The sequence below is a fragment of the Actinacidiphila paucisporea genome, assembly GCF_900142575.1.
Lineage (GTDB): Bacteria > Actinomycetota > Actinomycetes > Streptomycetales > Streptomycetaceae > Actinacidiphila > Actinacidiphila paucisporea.
Genome location: NZ_FRBI01000048.1, coordinates 1 through 22833, shown reverse-complemented (window position 1 = coordinate 22833; position 22833 = coordinate 1). Strand labels below are relative to the sequence as shown.

The 22833-nt window shown below is 71.6% G+C and carries 27 protein-coding genes and 3 pseudogenes; 16 read left to right on the top strand and 14 right to left on the bottom strand.

Annotated features, from left to right (window positions below; genetic code table 11):
* Positions 1–653: 653 nt before the first annotated feature.
* Entirely contained in the window at positions 654–1190 is a 537-nt protein-coding gene (locus BUE44_RS34745) for a lamin tail domain-containing protein (protein WP_073503012.1), read from the top strand.
* 119 nt (positions 1191–1309) lie between these two features.
* On the opposite strand, the gene BUE44_RS34740 is transcribed toward BUE44_RS34745, so the two are convergent.
* The gene (locus BUE44_RS34740) at positions 1310–1591 is read right to left on the bottom strand and encodes a hypothetical protein (protein ID WP_079190356.1); all 282 of its coding nucleotides are present in this window, start codon (positions 1589–1591) and stop codon (positions 1310–1312) included.
* A 201-nt stretch (positions 1592–1792) separates the two neighbouring features.
* Between BUE44_RS34740 and BUE44_RS34735 the strand changes: the two genes are divergently transcribed.
* From BUE44_RS34735 to BUE44_RS38205, 3 genes are all read left to right on the top strand, one after another.
* Positions 1793–2029, top strand: a complete 237-nt coding sequence (locus BUE44_RS34735; RefSeq protein WP_073503011.1) for a hypothetical protein — start codon at positions 1793–1795, stop codon at positions 2027–2029.
* 80 nt (positions 2030–2109) lie between these two features.
* Positions 2110–2346 (top strand): hypothetical protein, encoded by a 237-nt coding sequence (locus BUE44_RS38210; protein WP_073503010.1) that lies wholly within the window; start codon positions 2110–2112, stop codon positions 2344–2346.
* On the top strand, positions 2346–2726 hold the full coding sequence (locus tag BUE44_RS38205; protein WP_073503009.1) for a toxin Doc: 381 nt from the start codon (positions 2346–2348) through the stop codon (positions 2724–2726). Before BUE44_RS38210 ends, BUE44_RS38205 begins: the two co-directional genes overlap by 1 nt.
* A 66-nt stretch (positions 2727–2792) precedes the next feature.
* Here the strand turns inward: BUE44_RS38205 and BUE44_RS34720 are convergent, their stop codons facing one another.
* Both BUE44_RS34720 and BUE44_RS34715 read right to left on the bottom strand, forming a co-directional pair.
* Positions 2793–2996: a hypothetical protein gene (locus BUE44_RS34720; RefSeq protein ID WP_073503008.1), complete on the bottom strand. Its 204-nt coding sequence runs from the start codon at positions 2994–2996 to the stop codon at positions 2793–2795.
* A gap of 122 nt (positions 2997–3118) precedes the next feature.
* Positions 3119–3970, bottom strand: a complete 852-nt coding sequence (locus tag BUE44_RS34715; protein ID WP_073503007.1) for a helix-turn-helix transcriptional regulator — start codon at positions 3968–3970, stop codon at positions 3119–3121.
* A gap of 148 nt (positions 3971–4118) precedes the next feature.
* On the opposite strand from BUE44_RS34715, the gene BUE44_RS34710 reads away from it, so the two are divergent.
* Positions 4119–4898 carry an NAD(P)H-dependent oxidoreductase gene (locus BUE44_RS34710; RefSeq protein WP_073503006.1) on the top strand — a complete coding sequence of 260 codons (780 nt, stop codon included), beginning with the start codon at positions 4119–4121 and terminating at the stop codon, positions 4896–4898.
* 102 nt (positions 4899–5000) lie between these two features.
* Here BUE44_RS34710 and BUE44_RS36925 read toward each other — a convergent pair whose 3' ends face one another.
* Entirely contained in the window at positions 5001–5273 is a 273-nt protein-coding gene (locus BUE44_RS36925) for a hypothetical protein (RefSeq protein ID WP_073503005.1), read from the bottom strand.
* A 142-nt stretch (positions 5274–5415) separates the two neighbouring features.
* Positions 5416–5595: a hypothetical protein gene (locus BUE44_RS34700; RefSeq protein WP_073503004.1), complete on the bottom strand. Its 180-nt coding sequence runs from the start codon at positions 5593–5595 to the stop codon at positions 5416–5418.
* A gap of 590 nt (positions 5596–6185) precedes the next feature.
* Here BUE44_RS34700 and BUE44_RS34695 point away from each other — a divergent pair.
* On the top strand, positions 6186–7022 hold the full coding sequence (locus tag BUE44_RS34695; protein WP_073503003.1) for a hypothetical protein: 837 nt from the start codon (positions 6186–6188) through the stop codon (positions 7020–7022).
* A gap of 175 nt (positions 7023–7197) precedes the next feature.
* Positions 7198–7575 (top strand): annotated as a pseudogene (locus BUE44_RS34690) (fructosamine kinase family protein); the annotation flags it as partial.
* A gap of 119 nt (positions 7576–7694) precedes the next feature.
* Here the strand turns inward: BUE44_RS34690 and BUE44_RS34685 are convergent.
* A complete protein-coding gene (locus tag BUE44_RS34685; protein ID WP_073503002.1) occupies positions 7695–8582 on the bottom strand; it encodes an SDR family oxidoreductase in 888 nt (295 codons plus the stop codon).
* A 54-nt stretch (positions 8583–8636) separates the two neighbouring features.
* Here BUE44_RS34685 and BUE44_RS34680 point away from each other — a divergent pair, with 54 nt between their 5' ends.
* A complete protein-coding gene (locus BUE44_RS34680; protein WP_073503001.1) occupies positions 8637–9233 on the top strand; it encodes a TetR/AcrR family transcriptional regulator in 597 nt (198 codons plus the stop codon).
* A gap of 152 nt (positions 9234–9385) precedes the next feature.
* On the opposite strand, the gene BUE44_RS34675 is transcribed toward BUE44_RS34680, so the two are convergent.
* Positions 9386–10327: an aldo/keto reductase gene (locus tag BUE44_RS34675; protein WP_073503000.1), complete on the bottom strand. Its 942-nt coding sequence runs from the start codon at positions 10325–10327 to the stop codon at positions 9386–9388.
* Positions 10328–10373: 46 nt separating this feature from the next.
* Here BUE44_RS34675 and pdxR point away from each other — a divergent pair, with 46 nt between their 5' ends.
* A complete protein-coding gene (pdxR, locus tag BUE44_RS34670; RefSeq protein WP_079190353.1) occupies positions 10374–11786 on the top strand; it encodes a MocR-like pyridoxine biosynthesis transcription factor PdxR in 1413 nt (470 codons plus the stop codon).
* A 33-nt stretch (positions 11787–11819) separates the two neighbouring features.
* Here the strand turns inward: pdxR and BUE44_RS34665 are convergent, their stop codons facing one another.
* On the bottom strand, positions 11820–12620 hold the full coding sequence (locus BUE44_RS34665) for a relaxase domain-containing protein (protein WP_073502999.1): 801 nt from the start codon (positions 12618–12620) through the stop codon (positions 11820–11822).
* Positions 12621–13053: 433 nt separating this feature from the next.
* On the opposite strand from BUE44_RS34665, the gene BUE44_RS34660 reads away from it, so the two are divergent.
* From BUE44_RS34660 to BUE44_RS39440, 3 genes are all read left to right on the top strand, one after another.
* Positions 13054–13521: a carboxymuconolactone decarboxylase family protein gene (locus BUE44_RS34660; RefSeq protein WP_073502998.1), complete on the top strand. Its 468-nt coding sequence runs from the start codon at positions 13054–13056 to the stop codon at positions 13519–13521.
* 141 nt (positions 13522–13662) lie between these two features.
* Positions 13663–14586, top strand: a complete 924-nt coding sequence (locus BUE44_RS34655; RefSeq protein WP_073502997.1) for an RNA polymerase sigma-70 factor — start codon at positions 13663–13665, stop codon at positions 14584–14586.
* Positions 14587–15118: 532 nt separating this feature from the next.
* On the top strand, positions 15119–15244 hold the full coding sequence (locus tag BUE44_RS39440) for a hypothetical protein (RefSeq protein WP_265737193.1): 126 nt from the start codon (positions 15119–15121) through the stop codon (positions 15242–15244).
* Positions 15245–15363: 119 nt separating this feature from the next.
* On the opposite strand, the pseudogene BUE44_RS34650 reads toward BUE44_RS39440, so the two are convergent.
* Together BUE44_RS34650 and BUE44_RS39115 are read right to left on the bottom strand one after the other, a co-directional pair.
* Positions 15364–15969 (bottom strand): annotated as a pseudogene (locus BUE44_RS34650) (DUF4291 domain-containing protein).
* Between the two features lie 72 nt (positions 15970–16041).
* A pseudogene (locus BUE44_RS39115) lies at positions 16042–16311 on the bottom strand (transposase); the annotation flags it as partial.
* Positions 16312–16993: 682 nt separating this feature from the next.
* Between BUE44_RS39115 and BUE44_RS34640 the strand changes: the two are divergent.
* On the top strand, positions 16994–17209 hold the full coding sequence (locus BUE44_RS34640) for a hypothetical protein (RefSeq protein ID WP_073502996.1): 216 nt from the start codon (positions 16994–16996) through the stop codon (positions 17207–17209).
* Between the two features lie 434 nt (positions 17210–17643).
* Here BUE44_RS34640 and BUE44_RS34635 read toward each other — a convergent pair whose 3' ends face one another.
* Positions 17644–18309: an NADPH-dependent F420 reductase gene (locus BUE44_RS34635; protein WP_073502995.1), complete on the bottom strand. Its 666-nt coding sequence runs from the start codon at positions 18307–18309 to the stop codon at positions 17644–17646.
* 70 nt (positions 18310–18379) lie between these two features.
* Positions 18380–18733, bottom strand: a complete 354-nt coding sequence (locus BUE44_RS34630; protein WP_073502994.1) for a winged helix-turn-helix transcriptional regulator — start codon at positions 18731–18733, stop codon at positions 18380–18382.
* A gap of 675 nt (positions 18734–19408) precedes the next feature.
* Between BUE44_RS34630 and BUE44_RS34625 the strand changes: the two genes are divergently transcribed.
* Both BUE44_RS34625 and BUE44_RS34620 read left to right on the top strand, forming a co-directional pair.
* The gene (locus tag BUE44_RS34625; RefSeq protein ID WP_143172658.1) at positions 19409–19780 is read left to right on the top strand and encodes a hypothetical protein; all 372 of its coding nucleotides are present in this window, start codon (positions 19409–19411) and stop codon (positions 19778–19780) included.
* A 226-nt stretch (positions 19781–20006) separates the two neighbouring features.
* On the top strand, positions 20007–20321 hold the full coding sequence (locus BUE44_RS34620; protein ID WP_073502992.1) for an NIPSNAP family protein: 315 nt from the start codon (positions 20007–20009) through the stop codon (positions 20319–20321).
* Here BUE44_RS34620 and BUE44_RS34615 read toward each other — a convergent pair.
* Positions 20318–20917 (bottom strand): DUF6233 domain-containing protein, encoded by a 600-nt coding sequence (locus BUE44_RS34615; RefSeq protein ID WP_073502991.1) that lies wholly within the window; start codon positions 20915–20917, stop codon positions 20318–20320. The genes BUE44_RS34620 and BUE44_RS34615 overlap by 4 nt on opposite strands.
* Before the next feature lie 171 nt (positions 20918–21088).
* Here BUE44_RS34615 and BUE44_RS34610 point away from each other — a divergent pair, with 171 nt between their 5' ends.
* Positions 21089–21565: an NUDIX hydrolase gene (locus BUE44_RS34610; RefSeq protein ID WP_073502990.1), complete on the top strand. Its 477-nt coding sequence runs from the start codon at positions 21089–21091 to the stop codon at positions 21563–21565.
* A gap of 302 nt (positions 21566–21867) precedes the next feature.
* Here BUE44_RS34610 and BUE44_RS37690 read toward each other — a convergent pair whose 3' ends face one another.
* A complete protein-coding gene (locus tag BUE44_RS37690; RefSeq protein WP_159450332.1) occupies positions 21868–22044 on the bottom strand; it encodes a hypothetical protein in 177 nt (58 codons plus the stop codon).
* Between the last annotated feature and the right edge of the window lie 789 nt (positions 22045–22833).

Sequence of the window (22833 nt, the reverse complement as noted above, 5' to 3'; positions counted from 1 at the left end):
TGCGGGCTTCGGGGCTCGGGGGACTCCGCGAGTGCTGCCGGCGCTGCGGGCTTCGGGGCTCGGGGGACTCCGCGAGTGCTGCCGGCGCTGCGGGCACCGGGGGCCCGGGGGGCTGCTCCACGAGGGCTGCGGGCGGCGGAGGCGGCTCTGTCCGGTGTGCGCTCATGCCGCCAGGCTGTCCTGCCTGCCCCAACAGGCGGTGTACGCGGGGCGTCGCCGCGGGAACCGCGACGCCGCTGCGAGCGCCCGCCACCTGCCGCCGGGCGCCTGCCGTCCGCCGTCCGCCGTCCGTCGCCTGCTGTCTGCCGCCGGGGAGGGCGCCGGGCGCCGGGGGAGTGCCGTGCCGTTACCTTCCGTGCCGCGCGCACCGCGCCCGCCTGGGACGCGTGTTCGCAGTGGCCGCCGCGGGCGGACGCGCCATCTGCCGCAAGCCGTAGGCGCGTTGCGCGATCGGCCCGCGGCGGCGCGCCCGGCCGGCCCTATCCGTGCCCACGACATCCAACAGTTACCGGTATGTCCGGAATTCGTAACGTGGCCGGGCGGTCCTCCGGCTCCGGGGGCGCCCGGGTGACAGTGGGGCATCCCGGCGCTCGGCCGGGAGCAACGGCACCATCGGTGCGGCCCTGGGCCGTGCCCGCACGAAAGGGGACCACGTGTCCCGTACCGCCTTCCGCCTGACCGCGTCCGCCCTGGTGGCCGGCGCGGCCCTCGCCGCCGCCGCTCTGCCGGCGGCCGCCGCCGACCACGGCCAGCGCCACGAGCAGCGTCATGACCAGCGCCACGACCAGGGCTACGAGCAGCGTCATGACCAGCGCCACGAGCAGGGCCACGAGCAGGGCCACGAGCAGCGTCCGCAGGTGGTTCTCGGTCAGGTCCAGTACGCCGCTTCGGGCCGCTCCCACCGGCGGCTGAACGAGCAGTGGGTGACCGTCACCAACACCTCGCGCCGCCCGGTCAGCCTGGACCGCTGGACCCTCAGCGACTCCGACCACCACACCTACCGCTTCGACGACGTGACGCTGGACGGCCACCAGTCGGTGCGCGTCCACGCCGGCAGCGGCCGCGACACCGACCGCGACCTGTACCAGGGCAGCCGCTCGTCGGTGTGGGACGCCTCCGACACCGCGACCCTGCGCGACAACCGCGGGCGCCTGGTCGACACCGAGTCATGGGGCCGCGCCCACCGCTGACCACCCGCCCCTGGCCGGGCGGCCCCGCGCGGGGTGCCCCCGGGCGGCGGTAGGAAAGGAGGGGTTCCGGCCGGGGAGTACCTGGCCGAAACCCTGCCGCCCGCCTGTCCGCCGGCGGGTCAGCCCTTGCAGGCGGGGTCGGCCAGCACGACGGGCGCGGCGTCACGCGTGGTGACGAACGCCCGGTAACCCGGGGCCCCCGCAACGCACTTGGTCGCGATGTTCGCGAACCCGTCGGGGAAGTTGGTGACATCCGCCGGGCGGTCGTCCCCCTGGTGACCGGAAACCGGCGAATCCCCCATTCCCCGCCGGTCGCTGGAGCACCCGGACGCAGCCGTCACCACCACGACCGCGGACACCACCGCGACCAGATACCTCGCCGCACGCCGCTTCATCTTCATCCCCCGCCTTCGCCCCCGCCTCGACCCGCCCCGCCGCGGCCCCTCCCGGGCCCGGCACCACGAAGGACACCCCGCACGCCCACCCGGTTCCCCCTTCCTTCCCGGGCCGCCCGCCGTCGTGCGGGCGCGGTTGCCGTCCCTGGGGCCGGCCGCCCGACCGGTGGGCGGTTTGCGGTACGCGCGCAGGGGCACGCGGCAGCCATGACGGAGACGACCGGATCAGCCGAAGAACACCTGCTCCTGAGCGCCGACACCAACGGTGACGGAAAGCCCGACGTCTGGATGAGTGACACCACCGGTGACGGCAAGGCCGACCTGTACCAGTTCGACACCACCGGTGACGGCGCGGTCGACGTCACCATCATCGAAGACACCAGTCATGACGAGACCGAACGCACTGTCCTCGAAGGTGACGGCGGACACCCGCTGCCTGCCTGATCACGCGGAGGTCCACGGCGGTCGCCGCCGGCCGCTCACCGGCCCCCACCCCCGTGGTACCTGTCCGGTACCATGGGGGTATGCCTGCTTTGAACATCACCTTCACCGACGAGGAGCTCGAGGCGGTACGGGCCGCGGCCGCCGCCGAGGGCAAGAGCTTGAAGCAGTACGTCCACGACCTGCCGCTGCGCGAGCGGCAGCGGGCCCTCTTCGTCCGCTACGCCGCCGGCTTCGGCGACCGGCACCGGGGCGAGTTCGACGAGGCGTTCCCCGGCGAGGTCCCGCCGGCCGCCGCGCGCCGGGGTGAAGCCGCCTGATGCAGCCGGTGCTTCCCATCGACGTGGCCTGGCTGCTGGACGTCCAGGAGCAGGCGCTGCCCGAGGACGTGACGGTGGCCGACTACTCCGCGCTGGTCGCGGCCGTCGCCCGCCACAAGACGAAGATCCCCCGGCACGACACCTCCGCCCCCGATCCGGCCTGGCGGGCCGCCGCACTGCTGCACACCCTGGTGCGCCTGGAGCCCCTGCCGTACCGCAACTCGTTGTACGCCTGCCAGGTCGCCGCCGCCTACATGCACGCGTCCGGCGAGGGCATCGATCCCCCCTACGGGGCGCTGGTGGAGCTGGTCGGTGACATCCGGTCCGGCAAGGCGGGCCTGTTCGAGGCCGCCGACCGCATCCGCGCCTGGCGGATCTGACCCCGCCGCCCTCCGCGCCCCGATCCTGAACACCGGTGGGCCCGGAGCCCGGTGGCCCGGCCCCGGTCAGCTCTGCTCGCCGTGGGTGCGGTGTTTCCTCCACCGGCGCTTGACCAGGGCCCACAGCCCTACCGCGGCCGCCAGCGCGAGCCCGCCGAGCCAGGACTGGCTCCAGGGGTGCCCGTGGCCGGTACGGCCGCCGAAGTGCCACACCAGCACCGCCACCGCGTAGACGCCGACCGCGATCCCCGCACCTCGTATCCCTCTCATGCCTACCGGTTACCCGCAGGTCCTGACCGGACGCAGCCGCAGTGGTTCGCCGAAGCGGGAGCAGCCGATGAGGGCCGGGCCGTGCGCCCGGCTCGGCCCGTGACGGCCGCGGGGCCGCGCGGTTACGCGCGGCGGACCTGGGCGTCCACCGCCGGGTGGGTGTCATCGCTGTCCGCGCCCAGGCTCGCCAGCAGGCGCAGCCCGTCCTGGGTGGGGCTTGCGGGGGCCGCGGAGAGCACCAGCAGTTCCCTGCTCGGTTCGTCCGGTAGCGCGAAGTTCTCCTGGTGCAGTTCCAGCAGCCCGACCAGCGGGTGCCGGTACGCCTTGCGCCCGTGGGTGCGGGCGCGCACGTCCGCGCGGGCCCACAGGTGGCGGAAGCGCTCGCTGCCCATCGCCAACTCGCCGATGAGCGAGGCCAGGCGGGGGTCCTCGGGGTGTTTCCCGGCGGCCAGGCGCAGGTGCCCGACCACGTCGAGGGTGCATGTCTCCCACTGTGCGTAGAAGCCGCGCTCGGCCTCTTCGAGGAAGATGTGCCGTGCGGTGTTCAGGCCCGGTATCGGCCGGCCGAACAGGAGCCCGGCCAGGCGGTTCCCGGCGAGCACGTCCAGGCGGTGGTCCATGATCAGCGCGGGTGCGTCGGCGATCAGGTCCAGGACGCGCAGCAGTTCGGGCCGGACCCGCCCGCCCGGCGCCTTCGCGCGGCGGCGCCGGGTCCGGGCGAGCCGGTGCAGGTGCCCGCGTTCGGTGCGGTCCAGGCCCAGGACGCGGGCGAGGGCGTCGAGGATCTGCTCGGAGGGCTGGGTCGCGCGGCCCTGCTCCAGGCGCACGTAGTAGTCGACGCTCACCCCGGACAGGTGCGCGACCTCTTCGCGGCGCAGCCCCTGGACCCGGCGGCGGCTGTCGGCGGGGATGCCGACGGACGCCGGGTCGACCCGGGAACGCCGGGTCCGCAGGAAGCCCGCAAGATCGTCCATGGGTCCCAGTATGGGCTCGGCAGGGCACGGGGAAGGTGGTCCTGCCGATACCAGGAAGTCCCCTCCGACGGAAGAAGCCGCCCCTGTACGGCCGCGGGTGGGGCGGCCGAGCATCGGTGGCGACACACCTCGCCGAAGGGAACAACCCATGAAGACGCTCATCGTCCACGCCCATCCCGAGCCGCGTTCGCTGAACGGCTCGCTGACGGACTGCGCGGTGTCCACCCTCCAGGCCGCCGGGCACGAGGTGCAGGTGAGCGACCTGTACGCGATGAGGTGGAAGGCCGTGGTGGACGCGGCGGACTTCGGCGGGCACGCCACGAACCCGCTGCGGGTGATACCGAGTTCGGCCGGGGCGTACGACGCCGGCGCGCTGACCCCGGACGTGGCGGCCGAGCAGGACAAACTGCTGTGGGCCGACACGGTGGTCTTCCAGTTCCCGATGTGGTGGTACACGATGCCGGCGATCCTCAAGGGCTGGGTGGACCGGGTGTTCTCCTTCCACTTCGCCTACGGCGTCGGCGTGCACGACGAGACCCGGTACGGCGAGCGTTTCGGCGAGGGGACGCTGCGGGGGCGGCGGGCGATGTTGTCGGTGACCGTCGGGGGCCCGCAGTCGCACTACACCGATCGCGGGATCAACGGCCCGATCGAGGACCTGCTCTTCCCGATCCACCACGGGATCTTGTACTACCCGGGCCTGGAGGTGCTGCCGCCGTTCGTGCTGTACGGCACCGACGCGATGACCGGCGGCGACGTCCAGGACGCGGTGAAGGCGTGGAAGGAGCGGCTGCTGTCGCTGGAGACGGCCGAGCCGATCGCCTTCCGGCGCCAGAACTTCGGCGACTACGAGATCCCCTCACTGCGGCTGAGGGAGGGCCTGGAGGCCCCGGGCCGCCAGGGTTTCGCCCTGCACGTGCGCGGTTAGCCCAGCGGGCGGCGGCGAGGGCGGCCGGTGCCTGGGGGCACGAGCCGGGGTGCCGGCCGGCTTCCCCCGGGGCGTGGACGGACCTGGCCGGCTCGCTGCCGCTCACCGGGTGATGAGCCAGATCCCGAGAGGTATCCCGGCGGTCCCCACCAGGGCGAAGACGGCGCCGATCGAGCGGATGCCCCACACGGGCGCGGGCACGGTCCGCGGGTACCGGTTGTCCTGGAAGCGCCGGACGAGGCGCTGGTGGAACCACGCCGATCCGCCACGGCTGACCAGGGCGATGCCGGCGGGCAGGGCGAGCAGGGACCACAGGAGGAGGAACCACCCCGAGGAGGGAGGATCGCCGCCGTGCTGTGCCGCGAGGGTCGTCATGCCCGGGCGCCTACCCGGGTCAGCGCGGAACAAGGACGACGAGTCGCCCGACTGGGCTTCTCCCGGCAGCTGATCGAGGTCGACCTCACCACGGCCCTGCCCGGGTAGCCGCTCGCCCGGGACCGGTCATCCTGGCCGACCCCTACCGGGCGCGGATCCACCGGCCGGCCGGGGCTCCGTGCAGCCGGTAGACGGCCAGCATGACCAGCGCCAGTGGCATGGTGGTCCCCAGGACGCTGATGCGGGCGTACCCGAACCGGATCAGCAGCGGGAACTGGATCGCGATGTTGACGGCGAACAGCACCCAGGCACGTGTCAGCATCGTCGCCAGGGTGCGGCCGCCGAGCTGTGCGCCCTCGGCCCGCGCGAGGACAACAGCCAGCGCTGTACCTTGCGGCGACGGTGGCGGCAAAGCTTGCCAGCGCCCAGGCGTAGTGCCCGAGCAGCACCGTGCGGCCAGGAAGGGGCAGGACGGCGTACAGCGTTTCCAGGCCCGCCTTGTCGGCGACCACGAACGGGTGCACGGCGATCAATGGGGCGAGCAGCACCGCGAGAGCCGGTACGACATGGTCGGGGTTGCGGGCGAGCACCAGGCCCATCAGGCCGAACACGGGCCCGGCCTGTTTTCCGCCCTGTTCACGGTGCCGGCAGTATCCCTGGACACCAACTGCAACTCCCTTTACAAGGGAGTCCACCCGAATCGGACCAAAACTCAGGAGTACGCCCACAACTACCCAGATCCCGTGGGCGGAATTCCCCAACCTCTGAGGTACCTCAAGTTCCGCCGATATATCTTGACCGTGCCGGTGCCGCTCCGTAGGTTTTGCGCATGGCAACTCCAACAACGGGGTTACGGGGTCTCGCTTTTATGCGGGAGACAGGAGAACTCCCTTGATCAGGGGGAAATACAGAATGAGCAGCCTGCTGCTCGCGGCCGGCACTCTTGCGACGGCGGCCGTGATGCTGCCGCAGGCATCGGCTCAGGCCGACGACAGCGGCGCATCGTCCACGCCGGCCGCGTACTCCGACCTGCTTTCCAGCGGTGCGCCCATACCGCTGGCCTCGGCAAGCACTCCGGAGGCCCAGGAGTTCGAGGATGTGGCGACCGGCTTCGGCATGTCCGACGCGGAGCAGCAGCAGATGCTGGAGAGCGGTGCGTGGACGAGCTATCCGGTCTACGCGGTCGTCTCCGTCAACGACGGCGTCAGTGACGATGACGACGACGCGACGTCGCCGATCGCCAACACCCAGTCCGTCGTGACGCTCACGCCGCAGGCCAGTGGCAGTTACGACTCGGCGTCGGCCAACAGCGGCGCGCCGGTGACGGATGCCTCGCCGGACGGCAGCGGCTACATCTGCACCCATGGCGACTACCCGACCTACACGGTCTACGGGCTCAACATCGCCAAGCGCAAGATCTACCGGTACTCACTCCACGAGGGTTTCTGCCGGGAGGGTCTCCAGCAGACGATCCACAGCTTCGACTCCGCTCCCACGGTGCACCACCACGTATACCAGTGGGCCGCGGTGGCGGGCTGGAGCTGGGGCGGCCAGGACCTTTCCGGGAGCAAGGGCCCGGAGTACTACACCACCCTCGGCAAGAGCCACGGCGGCGTCAGGACGTGGCGTGAGGGCCAGTTCAATTACTCGCCCATCCGCGTCCCCGTCGGCCAGGTCCAGTATTTCCCCTGGATTCACCAGTACGGCCGCGGAAACGGCACCGTGAAGAACACGTGGGGAATCGACTGACAAGTCCCGCACCGAAATCAGCCGGAATTCCCGGCTGAGCAATAAGACAAAGTGCCGCCCGGGGGTGCCCCGGGCGGCACTTCGTATCGTCCCGTCCTCCTCGGCCGGGCCGGAATCCGCTGTGGCGTTGTCGGATTCCCGGGCACGCTGAGCGGCCCGGACCAGGCAGGCGGTTTCGGCGGCGCTGGAGCGGCTGTGCGACCGGCTGCCCGAGCTGCTGCCGGTCGCGCCCGCGTGCCTGACGCACGGCGGCCTGTGGGCGATGAACGTCATGGCGACCCCCGGCGGGCGGCCCGCGCTGATCGACCCGGCCGTGTCGTACACATGGGCCGAGGTCGACCTGGTCCACCTGTGGACGACGGCACCGCCACCGCAGGCACAGGTGTTCTTCGACCTGTACGCCGAGCTGACCGGCCTCGACCCCGATCGGCGCGCACGCATGCCGATTCTCCGGCTGCGCCAGCACCTGGCCGTGATGGCCCGGTTCGACGCCGGCTGGGGCGCCGCCGAGATTGTGCGCGCCACGCTCGCCCCGTTCCGGCGCCGGCCCTGAGCCGGGCCGGTCAGGGCCGGTACGACCAGGCTGCCGGCACCGGACGATGAGCGAGGGCAGTACACGCCCGGTAGAAGCAGCACGCCGCGCCGCCGGGCACGAGGTCGCGGTCGAGGAGGTCACGAACCTTGAGTGAACGCGGTGGCGTGGTCAGCGGCCCACCGGCGGAACGTTCGCGGCGCCGTCCCGAGGATGTCGGCCACCGCGGTGGTGATGTACGCGGGATGCCCGACCGCCGCGCTCCACGCGGCGAGCAGCATGTCGACGGCCGAGCTGGGCGCCGTACTCTCCCACAGGCTCCGGAATTCGTCCGGCGTCATCTCCTCGCAGACGATCCGGCGCCCCAGGGCGTCACCGATGATGTCCACCTGCGCGGCCTGCGTCAGCGATTCGGGGCCCGTCAGGACGTAGTCGCCCCCGGCGTAACCGCCTTGGTGGAGCGTCCGTGCCGCGACGGCTGCGATGTCGCGGTCGTCGACCGGCGCGGACGGGGCGGCGCTGTAGGGCCACCGGACGACGTCGCCGGCCCGGATCGCGGGCGCCCACCAGGCCAGCGAGTTCGAGGCGAACATCCCCGGCCGGATGATCGTCGACTCCAGCCCGGTGGCCGCGATGAGCCGCTCGATGTCGGCGTGCAGCACCGCCAGGGGATTGGGCTGCTGGAACAGCGGGTGCGGCGTGCGGTGCGGGGAGGAGAGGAAGACGACCCGCCGCACGTGGGCTGCCAGCCGCTGGATGACTGCCTCGGCGCTCCGGGGCGGGGCGGTCCAGACGAGGAAGACCGCACCGGCGCCTTTCAGCGCCGGGTCGAGCGACTCGGGCACGGTGATGTCGCCGGTGAAGACCTCGACCTTCGCCGGCAGGGCCGCGGCCGCCTTCGGGCGGCGGGTCAGGGCGCGCACCGGCACGCCCGCGTCGAGGAGTTGGTCGATGACGACGCGGCCGACCCGGCCCGTCGCCCCGGTGACGAGCACGGGAGAGGCGTCTGTCTGATTCACGCCGCCCATAAAAACGTTACTCGGTTAAAAAAGCAACTCGGTTACGAATGTTACGCTGGTCAGATGAGCGAGCCGACGGGGCTGCGGGCCCGCAAGAAGGAACGGACGCGCGACACCATCGGCGACGCGGCCGTCTCACTGTTCCTGGAACACGGCTTCGACCACGTCTCGGTCAACGACATCGCCGCGGCGGCCGAGGTCTCCAAGCCGACCCTCTTCCGCTACTTCCCCACCAAGGAGGACCTGGTGCTGCACCGGTTCGCGGACCACCAGGGCGAGGCGGCACGCGTCGTGGGCGACCGCAGGCCCGGCATCAAACCGGTGACGGCGCTGCACCGGCACTTCCGGGCCGCCCTGGACCGGTACGACCCCGTCACCGGCCTCAACGACCACCCCGAGGTGGTGGCGTTCCACCGCATGGTGTTCACCACGCCGAGCCTGGCGGGACGGCTCACCCGCTACCAGCTCCAGGACGAGGAAGCACTGGCCGACGCCCTCGGCGAAGGCATCCAGGCACGCCTGCGAGCCGCCCAGGCACTCGCGGTCCAACGGGTGCTCGCCCGGACCAACTGGCAGAAGATCGCCGACGGCCGAACCGCCGCCCACGTCCACCCCGAGGCCGTAGCCGATGCCGACCTGGCCTTCAGCCAACTACCCTGACAAGCGACGTACCCGGCGGAAACAACCACCCACCTACGTGCCCCCGGCGGGTTGACGGCGCTCACGCCGGACGTGCAGGCGCTCGTCGTGGGCGCGGCGTTCGACCAGGACCCTGGCGACCGGCGTGCGGCCGGTGCCGGCGCCCTGAGGGCTCACACCGCGCGGTCCAGGCGTTCGCGCTGCTCGGCGGTCAGCTCCAGCGCGATCCCCGCCATCGCCTCGTCCAGCTGCCCGACCGTGCTGACGCCGACGATCGGCGTGGCGGCCGGCGTCCCACCGGCCAGCCATGCCAGCACCACACCGTTGCGGTCGGTGCCGGTCTCGGCGGCCGTCTCGTCCAGCGCCGCGAGCCGGCGACGCGTGCCGGGGTGCTCGTACTGCGCGGGCAGCGGCTTGTCCGCACGGGTGTAACCACCGCTGAGCAGGGGCGTGTACGCCCACAGCGCGATGTCCGGGTAGGCCTGCAGGTAGTGCAGCACCTCGTCGCTGACCGCGCCGAACCGGTGCGCGACGGTGGGCCGGGTGCCGGGGAGCGGCGCCAGGTACGTGCGGTGCTGCTGGATCGCGGTGAAGCCCTCGACCCCTTGCGCCCGTGCGATCTGCCGGGCCCGATCGACCTGCCAGGCCGGGTAGTTGGAGCAGCCCAGGCGTCCGACCGTCCCGGCGGACACCAGCTCGCCGAACATGCCGACCGTCTCCTCCAACGGCGCGGCCGGATCGGGCATGTGGGCCCAGTACAGCTCGACGCGGTCCGTCCCGAGCCGCCGGAGGCTGCCCTGGACCCCCTTCTTCACGGCGCCGGCCGTCAGGCCCTCGGCGGTCTGCGGGAAACGCCCGGCCTCGGTCGGCTCGCAGCCCACCTTGGTGCTGATCCTGACGCGGTCCCGCACGCCCGGGCGGCGGGCCAGCCAGCGCCCGAGCACCTCCTCGCTGCGGCCGCCGAATCCGGTCGGGTCCACCCAGAACGCGTAGCAGTTGGCGGTGTCGATCCAGACACCCCCGGCGTCCACGAAGTGATCGAGGATCTCGAAGGACCGTCGTTCGTCCAGCAGCGTGCCGAACAGCATGGCACCAAGAACCAGTTGGTTGTTCATGCCGCTCACGCTAGGCGGATGCGGATCGGCGGTACGCTCCAATCCCATGGCCGTTTCCCAGACCAATCTCGCGTGGGCGACGCTCCTCGACCTCGCCCCTCCGCAGCGCGGCCGCAGCTCCCTGCACGACCGGCTGGCACGCGCGCTGCGTACCGCGATACGCGACGGCCGGCTGCCGGCAGGGGCCGCGGTGCCGCCGAGCCGCGCGCTCGCGGAGGAGCTGGGCTGCTCCCGCTGGGTCGTGACGGAGGCCTACGGGCAGCTCGTCACGGAGGGCTACCTGGCCGCCCGGGTCGGTTCCGCGACGCGCGTGTCCTGGTCACCGCAGGCCCCGCCGCCGGCGCCCGGCACCCGGCGGGCACCAACCCCGCCACCGATCCGGTACGACCTCGCGCCCGGCCTGCCCGACCTGCGGGCCTTCCCCCGCCGCCGCTGGGCGGACGCCGTCCGGGCGGTCACCGGCTCGGCCGTCCACTACGACCTCGGGCTGCCCGACCCCGGCGGGCACCCGCAGCTGCGCGCCACCCTCGCGCAGTACCTGCGGCGCTCGCGCGGCGCCGACGTGCAGCCCGGGTCGGTGTCGGTGTGCGCGGGCGTCGTCGACGGGCTGGTCCGCACCTGCCGGGCGCTGCGGGCCGAGGCGATCACCGACATCGCCGTGGAGGACCCGGGCTGGGGGCGGCTGCGGGACGCGGCGGTGAGCGCCGGCCTGCGCGTGCACCCGGTGCCGGTGGACCACGAGGGCCTGCGCGCCGACGACCTCGCCCGGACGCCGGCCAGGGCCGTCGTCGTCGCAGCGGCGCACCAGTTCCCCACCGGCACGGTGCTGTCCGCGCGGCGCCGGGCACAGCTGGTGCGGTGGGCCCGCGCGGTGGACGGCTTCGTGGTCGAGGACGACTACGACGCCGAATTCCGCTACGACCGCCACCCGGTCGCCGTCATGCAGGGAATGGATCCGCGCCGGGTCTTCCTCCTCGGCTCGGTGAGCAAGACCCTCTCGCCGGCCCTCGGGCTGGGCTGGCTGGTCGTCCCGGCGCCCATGGACCGGGCGCTGCGGGCGGCGAACTCCCTGGCCGCCGCGCCACCGGTGCTCGACCAGCTCGCGCTGGCCACCTTCGTCGACCGCGGCTGGTTCGACGCCCACCTGCGCGCGGCCCGCCGCCGCTTCCGCGCCCGCCGCGACCTGCTGGTCCGCACCCTGGCCGCCGAGATCCCGCAGACCCGGGCGGAGGGCACCGCCGCCGGACTGCACATCCTGCTCCACCTCCCGGACGGCACGGACACCGGCAAGACGGTCCGCACCGCGGCCGCCGCGGGCCTGCGCCTGGCGGACCTCGACGACTACCGCGCACGGCGGACACCGCAGCGCGCGCTCGTCCTGGGCTACGGCAACATCGGCGACACGGAGATCCCGCCGGCTGTCGCACTGCTGCGCCAGGCACTGCCCTCACCGCGCTGACCGGGGGTGCCGCCCGCGGGCTGCCCTCCCCGGTCAGCGGTGGAAGCCGCCACGCGGGTCGTCGGTCTCCTCGCCCAGGCCCGCGCAGCCCTTGTCGGCCGACTGCCCCGACAGCAGCAGGCCCTCGGGTACGCCCGTGATCTCGTAACCGCGGGCGCCCGGCCCGGTGTCGAGCGTGAGGTCGAACCCGAGCTCGCGCAGGTCCTCCGCGAGCGCGGCCCGGCCCAGGGCGCCGCCCTCCCGCGTCAGGCTCGACTCGTACAACGCCCCGCGATCGGGGCCGCGCAGCTGCTGGTCGGCGTCGAGCACCGCGACCAGGCAGGCGTGCACGTGCAGTTGCGGCGGCGGGGCCTTCGTCCAGGGCTGCGGCGTGCCGATCACGTGGAGTCCCAGGGCGGCGGCCCATCCGCGGCCGGGCTCCTCGCCGTCGGCCAGCGGCCGGGTCCGCACCAGGTGGTCCACGCACCTGCTGGCAGCGTTGAGCACCGCCTGCTCCAGGTCCCTGCGCAACTGCCCGTCGCCCTGGGCCCACACCCAGGACACCGAAGCCGGCGCGATGAACGTCAGGTCGTACGCGGGCTCGCCGGCCGGGCGGACCGGCCCGCCGGCGTCCGCGGACCACCCTGCTATCGCCGCGGCCAGGGCGCCGGCCCCGACCGCCTCGCCCACCGTTGCGTTCCACGCCGCCAGTGTTTCGGCCGAGCCTGCCCACAGCGCGTACGCTCGCGGGCCGGGCGGGTCCTGCGGCCGTGCGAACGCCGCGGGCGTCACCGACGGCTCCAGGACACGCTCGGCCTCGACTTCCGCCACATTGAGCACACGAACCGTCAGCATGGGACGCCCTTCGGTCAGGTCGGAGCCGACGATGCTACCGAAACGGTTGCACGCCGAAGGCGAGAACGGTCGCGCCGGCCACCGGCTCGATCACGACCGCCGAGGCGAAGGCCACCCGCCGGACCGAGGCGGCCACAAAAGGGTCGAGGCATTCGAGGGCGTTCCGCTACCCCACTCCACCATCAGCCGTGGTCGAAGAGGACGTGATCGACCACTACCAGGTCCCTCCACGCAATCACCGAGCCGTCCGGCCGGAGGCTGAGTACCGCCCGGCACCCGTCAGATCCCCTCGCACCACATCGTGATCACCGCGATGCACGATCCACTTTCCCAACAGACCCCAGCGGCGTAGGTCACATCTTTGCCATGTCACGGGGCGGCGGGCTGCCTCGTCTCGGGTGTGTAGCCACTCACGAGCACGGAGGAACACACCATGAACGCGCGACTGGACTTCATGGCCGAGCCGAGCACCGGCAAGGTCCTCAAGTACCTGATGTCGGCGGGCAATGCGCTCAGGAGCACGACGCTGCCGATCACCACGCAGGAGCTCGTGTCGGTGCGGGTCAGCCAGATCAACGGCTGCGCCGCCTGCCTCGACATGCACATCAAGGAAGCCCTCGCCGCCGGCGAGGACCCGGTGCGGCTGGGTCTGGTGGCGGCGTGGCCGGAAGCCACGGTCTTCACCGACGCCGAACGCGCAGCGCTGGAGCTGGCCGAGAAGGGAACCCGGCTCGCGGACGCGGCCCACGGCGTCAGCGACGAGGTGTGGGCGAACGCCGCCAAGCACTACGACCAGCAACAGCTGGCCGCCTTGGTGCTGCTGGTCGGCTTCATGAACCTGGCGACCCGGATCAACATCATCACCCGGCAGCCCGGGGGCGACTACCCGCCCGGGAAGTGACCTCGAAGGAAGCACACCGACACGGAATCGCGGAAGCACCTGCGACGTCGCGGATATCCGTAGCCGACCGGCCGGCGGCACGTACCCTGACCGGTCGGCGGCCCGAATGATCATCGGACGGACGGAAAGGGGCCAAGGGTTGTGGGAAAGGTCGAGGAGTTCGCAGAACTGCGACCGCTGTTGTTCTCGATCGCCTACCGGATGCTGGGCAGCGTCAGCGAGGCCGAGGACGCGGTTCAGGAGACCTGGCTGCGCTTCGAGGCCGGCCCGACGCAGCCCAGGTCGACCAAGTCCTTCCTCTCGGCCGTGGTCACCCGGATCTCGATCGACGTGCTGCGCTCGGCGCGCGTCCGACGGGAGGAGTACATCGGGCCGTGGCTCCCGGAACCGCTGCTCGCCGATCCCTACGAGGACCCGGCGCGCTCGGCCGAACTGGCCGACTCGGTGTCGACGGCCGCCCTGTTGCTGCTGGAGCGGCTCAGTCCGCTGGAGCGCGCGGTCTTCGTACTGCGCGAGGTGTTCGACTTCGGCTTCCCCGAGATCGCCTCGACGGTCGGGCGATCGCAGGACGCGTGCCGCCAGCTCGCGGTGCGGGCCCGCCAGCACATGAGCGCGGGCCGGCCGCGCTTCGAAGCCGACCGCAAGGAGCGCGAGGAACTCGCGGGCCGGTTCTTCGGCGCGCTGCGCGAGGGCGACGTCGACGGCCTGCAACAGCTGCTCGCCGCCGACGTCTCCATGGTCGGCGACGCCGGCGGCAAGGCCCCGCAGCTGGCCAGGGCGATCACCGGCGCCGAGAAGGTGGCCCGGCTGCTGGCCGCTGTCTTCCCGGCGATGGCCCGCATCGACGTCACCACCGAGCCCCACGCGATCAACGGTCGGCCCGGTGCGATCTTCCGCGACCGGAACGGCAAGGTCCTGCACACTCTGGGACTCGATCTGCTCGACGGTCAGATCCAGACGATCCGCCTGGTGCTCAACCCCGACAAGCTGGGCCACGTCGGCCCCGTCGCGGACGCCTGGACGGTCTCCCACGAGCTGAAGGAGTCACGTCGACCCGCGGAATGACCGCGCACCGGGTCAGCCGCTCAGGCATCCTCGAACCCGGCGACCGCGGCCCCGGCGGGTCGGCGACATCGGCACCGCGCGCCGCGGCGGCCCGGGCACTTGGGGGCGTTGACGGAGTGTGAACCGGACCGGTCCGATGAGATTCTCAAGATCAGCCACGCCCGGGAAGCGTGGAGCAGACGATCGCCCCGGCCGGCACGTCCAGTCCAGGACCGCTGGCGAAGGTGAGACACAGCCGTGAGGGAGACGTGACGTGGCTGTCCCATGGGGGCTCTTGATATCCACCGCCGGCGGCGTTGCCGCCACCGTCGTGGGTGTCGCCCGACTGAACCGTCAGGAAGCCACCGAGGTGGGACGGCACGATTGTGAGTGCCTGGTCCTGAGCCGTTCATGACGTAGGCGGGGATGATCAGTCGCGGTGAGCCTCGCGGGAGGCCGGCTGTCCGCACCGGGCGGTACACCTTCCGCCGTGTCGCGGCTGCCTGGAAGACCCGCCGCCCGGAATTTCCCCCGGTGAGCAGGAGTCGCCCCCGTGTCGTCAGCCAAAGCCGAGCAGTTCGCCGATCTCATCCGCTGGGCCTGCGGCCGGATGAAGCGGCTGTCGCAGGATCTGGACTTGCCGGCCGCGTGGTGGAACAGCGCGCCGGGTAGGGCGTGATCGCTATGGGCACCGGGCAGGGCCCGGCCGTCGCCGCAGCCGCGGCAGCGCAGCAACTCGCGGACCATCTGGCCAACCCCGCGCGTGTGTTGTCCGCGATGGCCCAGCAAGAGGCCATCTCAATGGGCAGGTTGAAGGTTCAGGTGGGCCAGGGCCTCTTCGCTCACGTGGAACGGACTTTCACGGGGCAGGAGCCGCCTTGCGGCGTCCAGGTCGCCATGTCGGACGTGTGCGTGGACGCTACGGGCGAGCGGTGTGATGTCGGCGATGGACACCGTCCACTCGTCGGAGTAGAGGTGTGCGGCTTCACCGGTGAGGCCGAGCTGGAGTGAGCGGTGCGCAAGCGGCCGAAGGTGGAGGTCGCGTTCAGGGTCCCATTGCACGCGGGATGGAGCTCGCTTCAGTTGCCGCTTCCACGTGGCGCGGTCAGTGTGGAGGCCGTGCTCGTAGTGGGACAGGCAGGCGTGTGTCAGTGCCCACTCGAAGCCCTCACGGGAGATCTCGACAGCAAGGACGGTCTCCTGTCCTTCCTTGGTGCCCCAACCGCAGCGGTACATCATCTACAGGAAGGAGGGCTTGATCCATGTCATCCGGTTCCGCTGCCACGTGGCTGGGAAGCGGCCCTCCCGCGCTGCGGGCAGGCCAATCTCTGGGGCGTACGCCTGGTAGACGACGACTGTGGAGTCCGTCTGCAGGGCTCGGATCCGGTACTTGGGTTCTGCCACGGGGACCAGGGTGGGCGTGCCCTTTCGCGCGCGCCATCGAATTACCGCGTTTCGCGATGCTGGCGAGCCCGCGTAGCAGATGAGGGTGTAGGCGATGCTGGCGAAGGCGAGGAAGTGGTCGGCTTTGCGTTCGTGGCGGCGGTGGAGTCGTCGGCAGCCGGCGAGCCAGGCCGTGGTGCGTTCGACGGTCCGGCGGTGGCGGCGGCCAGGCGTTCGGAGGACTCGGTACCTTTGCGGGCGATGCGGTGGGTGGTCCCGTGCAAGCGGAGCCATCGCCGCAAAGTGGTTGTAGTCGTAGCCCTTGTCGGCGTGCAGCTTGTCGGGTCGCCGTCGGCGCGAGCCGGGTTCGTACACGATCGCAGCCGGCACCTCCCGGTCACCGTGCGGGTGACCGCGTCGGCGGCCGGCTTGGACGTGCCGAGGGCCAGCGCTTCGTCGGCCGCGGGGCGACATCCCCGGTGGCCCCGAAGGTCCGCACTGTCCAGCAGCGCCGACTCCGGGTGGCCCTCCCCTGACCGTCCGCACCACGGACCCGCCCCCCTGAGCTGCGGGGTCGGGGCAGGCGCCCGATACCGGGTGGGGGTGTCGGCGGCCTCGGGGGTGAGGGGGGTGGTGGCAAGGCCCGGGTGTCCTGCCAGGTCGCGGGCGTGCAGAGGGGTGGCGGCTTCCAGCAGCAGGGCGTACGCGTCGGCGGCCGCGCGCATACGGGCCCGAACGGTGAAGGCCAGTACGCCAGGCGACCATCTTCCCTGCTCCCCATGGCGGACGTCCTCCCGCCAGTGTGCGTGGCAGGCTGGGGGCATGTGCGGTCGATACGCTTCTACCCGGAGCCCGGCCGAGCTCGTCGGGCTGTTCGACGTCGCTCGCGAGCCGGAACCTGAGCAGCTGCTCGATCCGAACTGGAGGGGATGTCCTCGGACCGTCCGCCACGGCCGCTGTGGAGCCCTTCACCCGGGCCGGCAGCAACCGCACCTTCGCTCCTGACCGATCACGCCACCACGACCCCGCCACCGAGGAGACCTCTGTGAGTCGTACCGTCACGCTCATCGCCGCACCCCTGGGTGAGATGCAGCCCGGCCGCCCCTTCGACGACTGGGACCAGGTCCCAACTGATGCCCGCGAATGGGCCGTCCAGCAGGCCAACTGTGACGACGAGAATGAAATGGTCACCGTCCTCGACGGCGACCAGCGCGCCGACTTAGGTCAGGACTGGGCCGTGTACGTCACCGAACTGAGCTGACCGTCCCCGACCTGCGACCGCGCCCCCTTTCGTCCGCGCCGACGGCAGGGGGCGTCGCCGTGCCGGTTGTGCCGATCGGTGAGCGGTGGCGGAACGGGTCGAAGGCGGCCCCGCCCGTATGGGCAAGACCGCCTTCGCGGTGCGATTCGTCTCAGGACGCAGGCGGTGCGGCTTCCAGCCCACCGTGCGCCGTCAGGGCGGCCTCGCCCGTAGGGCGCAAAGCCCCTGGGTTGGCGACGTCGGCATGGCAGTTGAGAGCGAATCCGGCCGGACCGAGCCGCGGCCGCCGCAGCGCGCCGCCTACCGCAGCGTCGGCCGCGGGGCCTGTGGACAGAAGCCGGGCGTCGGACGGGGGCGGCTCGTGGTGACCGGCGGGCATGCCCTCCTGCGTGCAGAATGCAGCCGGGTGTGACCAGCGGGGTCACAAGGTCTCTTCAGCGTGAGGTAATCGCCTCGTCGGCACGGTCGGGGCTGCTGAAGGCGAAGACCGACAGCGGATCGTAGCCGGAGAACAGCAGACGGATGACGATGATCGCCATGGCTTCCAGGTGGCGGGCCTGCTTGATGTCGCCGGCGTCCAGCGGCTCCGCGCCGAGGTCTGCGATCAAGGCGCGGGCCGTTGCCTTACCGCCCTGGCCACCGGCGAAGGGCACAGCCAGAGGCCGGCCTTCGAAGACCGGTGGCCGCATCCGCCATACGGCGGCGTGTGCCTGGTTGAAGGCCTTGACGACGTGGGCGCCGGGGGACAGACGGGCAACCTGTTCGGCCATGGAGGAGCCGCCTTCGTAGGTGACCTGTGAGAAGTCGGAGATGTCGACTGCGTTGCCGCAGTCGATCACTGTCTTTCCGGCGAGGGTGCCCTCGGGTGCGCCGGCCGCACGCAGTGTCTCTTCCAACCCGGCGAGGAGTACGGCGATCAGGACGGCGTCGCCGAACTCGGCGGCCTCGCGCAGCGTTCCGGCGCGGGCGCCGATCCGCTCGGCAAGGTCGACGGTCTTATCTGGTGTGCGGCCGCCGATGAGGACGTCGTGTCCGGCCCGTGCCCACCCGGCTGCCAGCGCTTCGGTCATCATCCCGGCCCCGAGCACACCGATCTTCATGACAGCCCTCCTGTTGGGTTCGAGGTTCTCTGCGAAGACGGTAGGAGGCCGTGGGGAACCCGGCGGTTCCCTACGCGGAGGCGGAGGCGCGGGCCTGAAGCAGCGCGCCGGTGTTGTCCTGTGCCCACTGCGACAGCGCGGCCAGCGGTTCGAGGAGGCTGCGGCCCAGCTCGGTGAGGTGGTACTCGGTGCCGGGCGGGGCCGTGCGCAGTGCGCGCCGCTCGACGAGTCCGTTGTCTCCGAGCCGGCGAAGCGTCTGCGTCAGCATCTTCTTGCTGATGCCGCCGACCGTCTCGCGCAGCTCGGTGTAGCGGGCTGGGCCGCGGCCCAGCGCGACCACGACGACCACCGACCAGGTATCGGCGATCAGGCCGAGGGTGGTACGAGCCGGGCAGTCGGCAAGGAAAACGTCATAGGCGACCACAGCGAGATCGTACGTCTGACCCGCCTCCGCCTCTGCAGGGAAGCTGCGAAGCCGACGAACGGGCCCATACGTGGCGGACCCGGCGATGCCCGCAGTGCCCATACCCCATCAACACCTCAGACCACCTCTGCACGTATACCCGTACTCGGTTCTGCACGTGAGTCCGTACGCCGACGTCACCCTCCGGCTACCTCCTGAAGGTTTGCGTGCTGATGACCACTCCCCGGCACGCCGCCCGCCGCCTCCCCGCGGGCCCGCGAACCGGCCGACCCCCGCGTCGGCCGGTGCGTCGTGCGCCGCCGGGCCACGGGCATGACCGCCGACGCCGTCGCGGCCGCCCTTGAGGGATCGCGGTTCGACGACCGGCAGACCTCGCGGCGCGAGCACCTGGCCGACAACCCCCGCGGCCGCACGGCCCCGCCGTGTGGGCCGCCTCGCCGTGGCGCGTCTCGGCGACACACGCACGCGGCCGAGCATGAGCGCCAACGCGATCCTCTCCGCCCTCGCCGCGCTGGGCGACCCGGCGGCGATCCCTGTGGCCGTGGACACCCTCGCCGCCGCGGGCCGCCATGGGTGCAGGGCAAGTCGGCGGCGCGGGCATTGGGCCTTCAACGGGACGCACGGCGGATCCTGGCTGCCACCCGCGGGATCCGGCAGGACTGCGTGGTGAAGTGTTTGACGCTGGACGACTGGCGGCCGGTGTCGTTCCTGGTCGTGGCGCAGTTCGATGTCACCGTCCAGACGCTGGAGGACCATGGCTTCACGGTCGAGTTGGACGAGGCGCACGGCGAGCACACCGCGGTCCTCCGTCTGCATCCTGGCTTGCTGTTCTGCCTGGTCGCTACGCCTGGGACTGCTCTTGGGGGGTTCGTTCTGCTGGTGGGTGACCAGGGGGAGACGGACTGGGAGGAGGCACGCCTTGAAGCCTCCACCCCACAGCGCCTCGAGTACGGTCGCGATGGCCGCCACCACATCGGCCGGCGCCCCTACCGCGAGGCACCGCCCCTCGCCCTTGAGACCGAGGCAGTCCTTGGAGTCGGGCGATGACCCTTGAACTACCCACCGCATCGACATAGATCGACGCATCCGCGTAAGAGAAGCCCGAACCAGAGACCGGAGACCCCCGAACATCTTCCGCGCAATCTTCCTGGTAGGTGCCGTGTGTGCCACCTTTCTGCCAACCTTCCATCCTGCATCGAAACAGCTCGTTCCCACCCCGCCTCCCGCCGGGGCAGGTCCCCGCCCGCCCCGGTCCGAGCGCTAGCCTCGCTGCATGATTACTTGCGTGGTCGAGTACGTGATCGATCCGGCCAAGACCGAGGCATTCGAACGCTTCGCACGCCGCTGGCTGGAACTAGTGGACCGGCACGGCGGCACCCACCACGGGTACTTCCTGCCGGCAGAGGGCGCAAGCGACAAAGCCCTCGCCCTCTTCAGCTTCCCCAGCCTCGCCGCATACGAGGAGTACCGCACCCTGTTCGGCCGGGACCCCGAATTCATCGAAGCAGACCAGATCAGGGATGAGAGCGGTTGCGTCCTGCGCTACGAACGGACCTTCATGCGCCCGCTCCTCCCCACACCCTCTTAGCCTGCCTGCTTGTTGCTCACCCCGCACGGCGCGCGCCGTGTGCCTGTTCCCGCACCCGTCGCGGGGCGCACCACCCCCTGACCTTCCTTGTCATCCTGTTTGTTGCCCGTCCGCAACTGGCCGTGCCGAACGGCTGCTGCCGCAATCGTCAGGTCACGTACAAGTCGGGCCTGCTCGGTGCTCGCCGGGCGGGCGAGGTCGCGGGCGGCGCGGCAGTCGCCGCGGTGCACGACGCGGGCAGGTCCCCGCTCGGGACCGAAGTAGACCTTCTCTTCGACCTTCCAGGCCGGGGTGACTCCGGGTCGTTCGGTGGGGACCTGGTGGTAGGGCTGGCCGTCGATCGGTTCGCACAGGGCGGCGGGGGCGCGGAAGTCCACGGCGGCTGGCAGGGCCAGGAGCCGGCCCCGCTCGCTGCTCTGGTGGGGCACGTGGATCTGCAGGTCGTACCACCAGCCGTCCGGCTCCCTGACCCGGGCTTTGACGACGGCGTACAGGTGCTGGCCGTCCGAGAGGGTCACGTCTACCAGCGGCCCGTCGGCCAGCGGCACCGCGGCCGGCTGCGCCCGGCCCTGCTGCTGGTCCTGGTCGTCGCTCACCCCTCAAATCTAGTTCGATTCCCCGTTCGATTCCATGTGTGGAACGCCTCCCGCCGCTACGCCCGGGTGCCCGGTGCCACCGGACCTTGACCGTTTGCCACCGGACTTCGACCGGCCGCGTGTTCGCGCGTGGAATGCTTTCCGTCAGGCTGAACTGGGAACCATCGGGGGATGGCCGACACTGAGGACCAACCGCTTGCAGCCGATGACCGTGGTAACGCCTTGCTCTCCTTCACGCGGGGGAACGAGAGAACACCGCCAGGCGATGCCCCACTGCCCGCAGCGCTCGTTGCCCTCTGGCACGCCGGTCGGGTCCTCATGGTCTTCGACCGGTATCGCCGGTCCTGGGAGCTTCCTGGCGGACGCATCGAGGTGGGCGAATCCCCTCGTCAGGCGGCCGTACGTGAATTGATGGAAGAGAGCGGCCAAGAGGCTGGCGGGCCGTTGCAGTTCGTCGGCTACGCGAGGTCCATGCTGGCACCCGACCAGCGAACCGAGTACGCGGCGCTGTTCACAGGGCACTGTGCCGAAATCCGCGACTTCCAGGTCAACGATGAGATCACAGCCATCCACTGGTGGGATCTCATCGAGGCTCTTCCAGGACATCTTCAGCCCATGGACGCCTATCTCGCCGAGCTCACACGCTAGTCCAGCAGCCCGCCCCGCGTGGGCCAGCCGGCGGGTCGGCGGTCAAAGTTCGGTGGCAAACGGTCAAGGTTCAGTGACACCGGACACCGGGAGGCGTCCACGGACATCACTACCGCAGGTCACGGCCGTGGAACGGTGGAAAGCGGCGTTGGGTGCAAGGAGGTGGGCAAGCCGCCCCGGTTGCTCACCTGCTTGCACCCGGACCGCTCGGACCGCTCGGACCGCTCGGATCGGTCTGGAACGGTGGGTATGGGCGGGGAATTGGGCAATCCGGGCGCGGTGGAACTCGCGCGGCGTGCGGGCTACCGGCGGGCGTTCGGCCGCCGGTGGGCACGGCGGCCGCGCCGGCCGCGCTGGAGCTCCCGCAGGGCCGCGCGGATCTGGGGCGCGGTCGGCGCGGGGCGGCCGTGCGCGGCCAGGCCGTCCAGCAGGTTGTCGACCAGCCGCGCCAGGTGGTCGATCTTCGGGTTGCGCCTCACGGCCGTCTCCTTCGGTCGGGTAGCGGAGGCCGGTTGCTGCCCCCGCCCATAGGCCGCCTGTGACAACCGCCGGTGCTCCCCGGCGCCAGTGAACAAATTTGAGGCTGCTGCGACTGGTGTGACTTCCGCTCTGGGGCCGCGCCGCGCGGCCTACGCGGCACGCCCCCTTGACTACCCTCCTTGTCCGACCCCTTGACCACGCCTCGCCGTGATCGGCCGACACCGGTGTTTCTCCTGGACTGCGGCGGTTGCCCGGCAGGAGCAGGCCGCGGACAAGGGGGGGCCGGGTCACGCTGCGACCGGCCCGCCGGCGGTGGGCGCCGGCGAGGTGGAAGGAGGGTCGGTGGAGAATCGGGTGCGGCGGTGGCCGGTGGTGCCGGCGGGGGGTGCGTCCTGGAGGGGCCGGTGGAGCGGTAGCCGAGTGGGCTGCTGCGGCGCGGCAAAGTACATGGACGCCGCGAGTAGCGGTGTTCGGGCAGGTCAGCGGGTTGGGCAAAGTGCATGGTGGCCGGTTGGAACGGCATGGCGGGCTCCGGCTGGTGCCGCCGGCGGGGTTCGGGTGCGCTGTCGGCCGGCACCGGGGGTGGCCGTACGGGGCGGGCTACCGGTGGTTGTCCGGCGGTGTTCCCGATGCCGTCCCTGAGGGTGCACCCGACCCCCTCGCGCATGGCCGGAGTGTTCTGCCTGGTCAGGCCCCTTGTCCCGACATCACCGGGGATGCCGACAACCCCTCTGCCCTCCACCCTCCTTGGCCGTACCTGGGGGAAGGGGACGGTGCGGCGTAGGCGG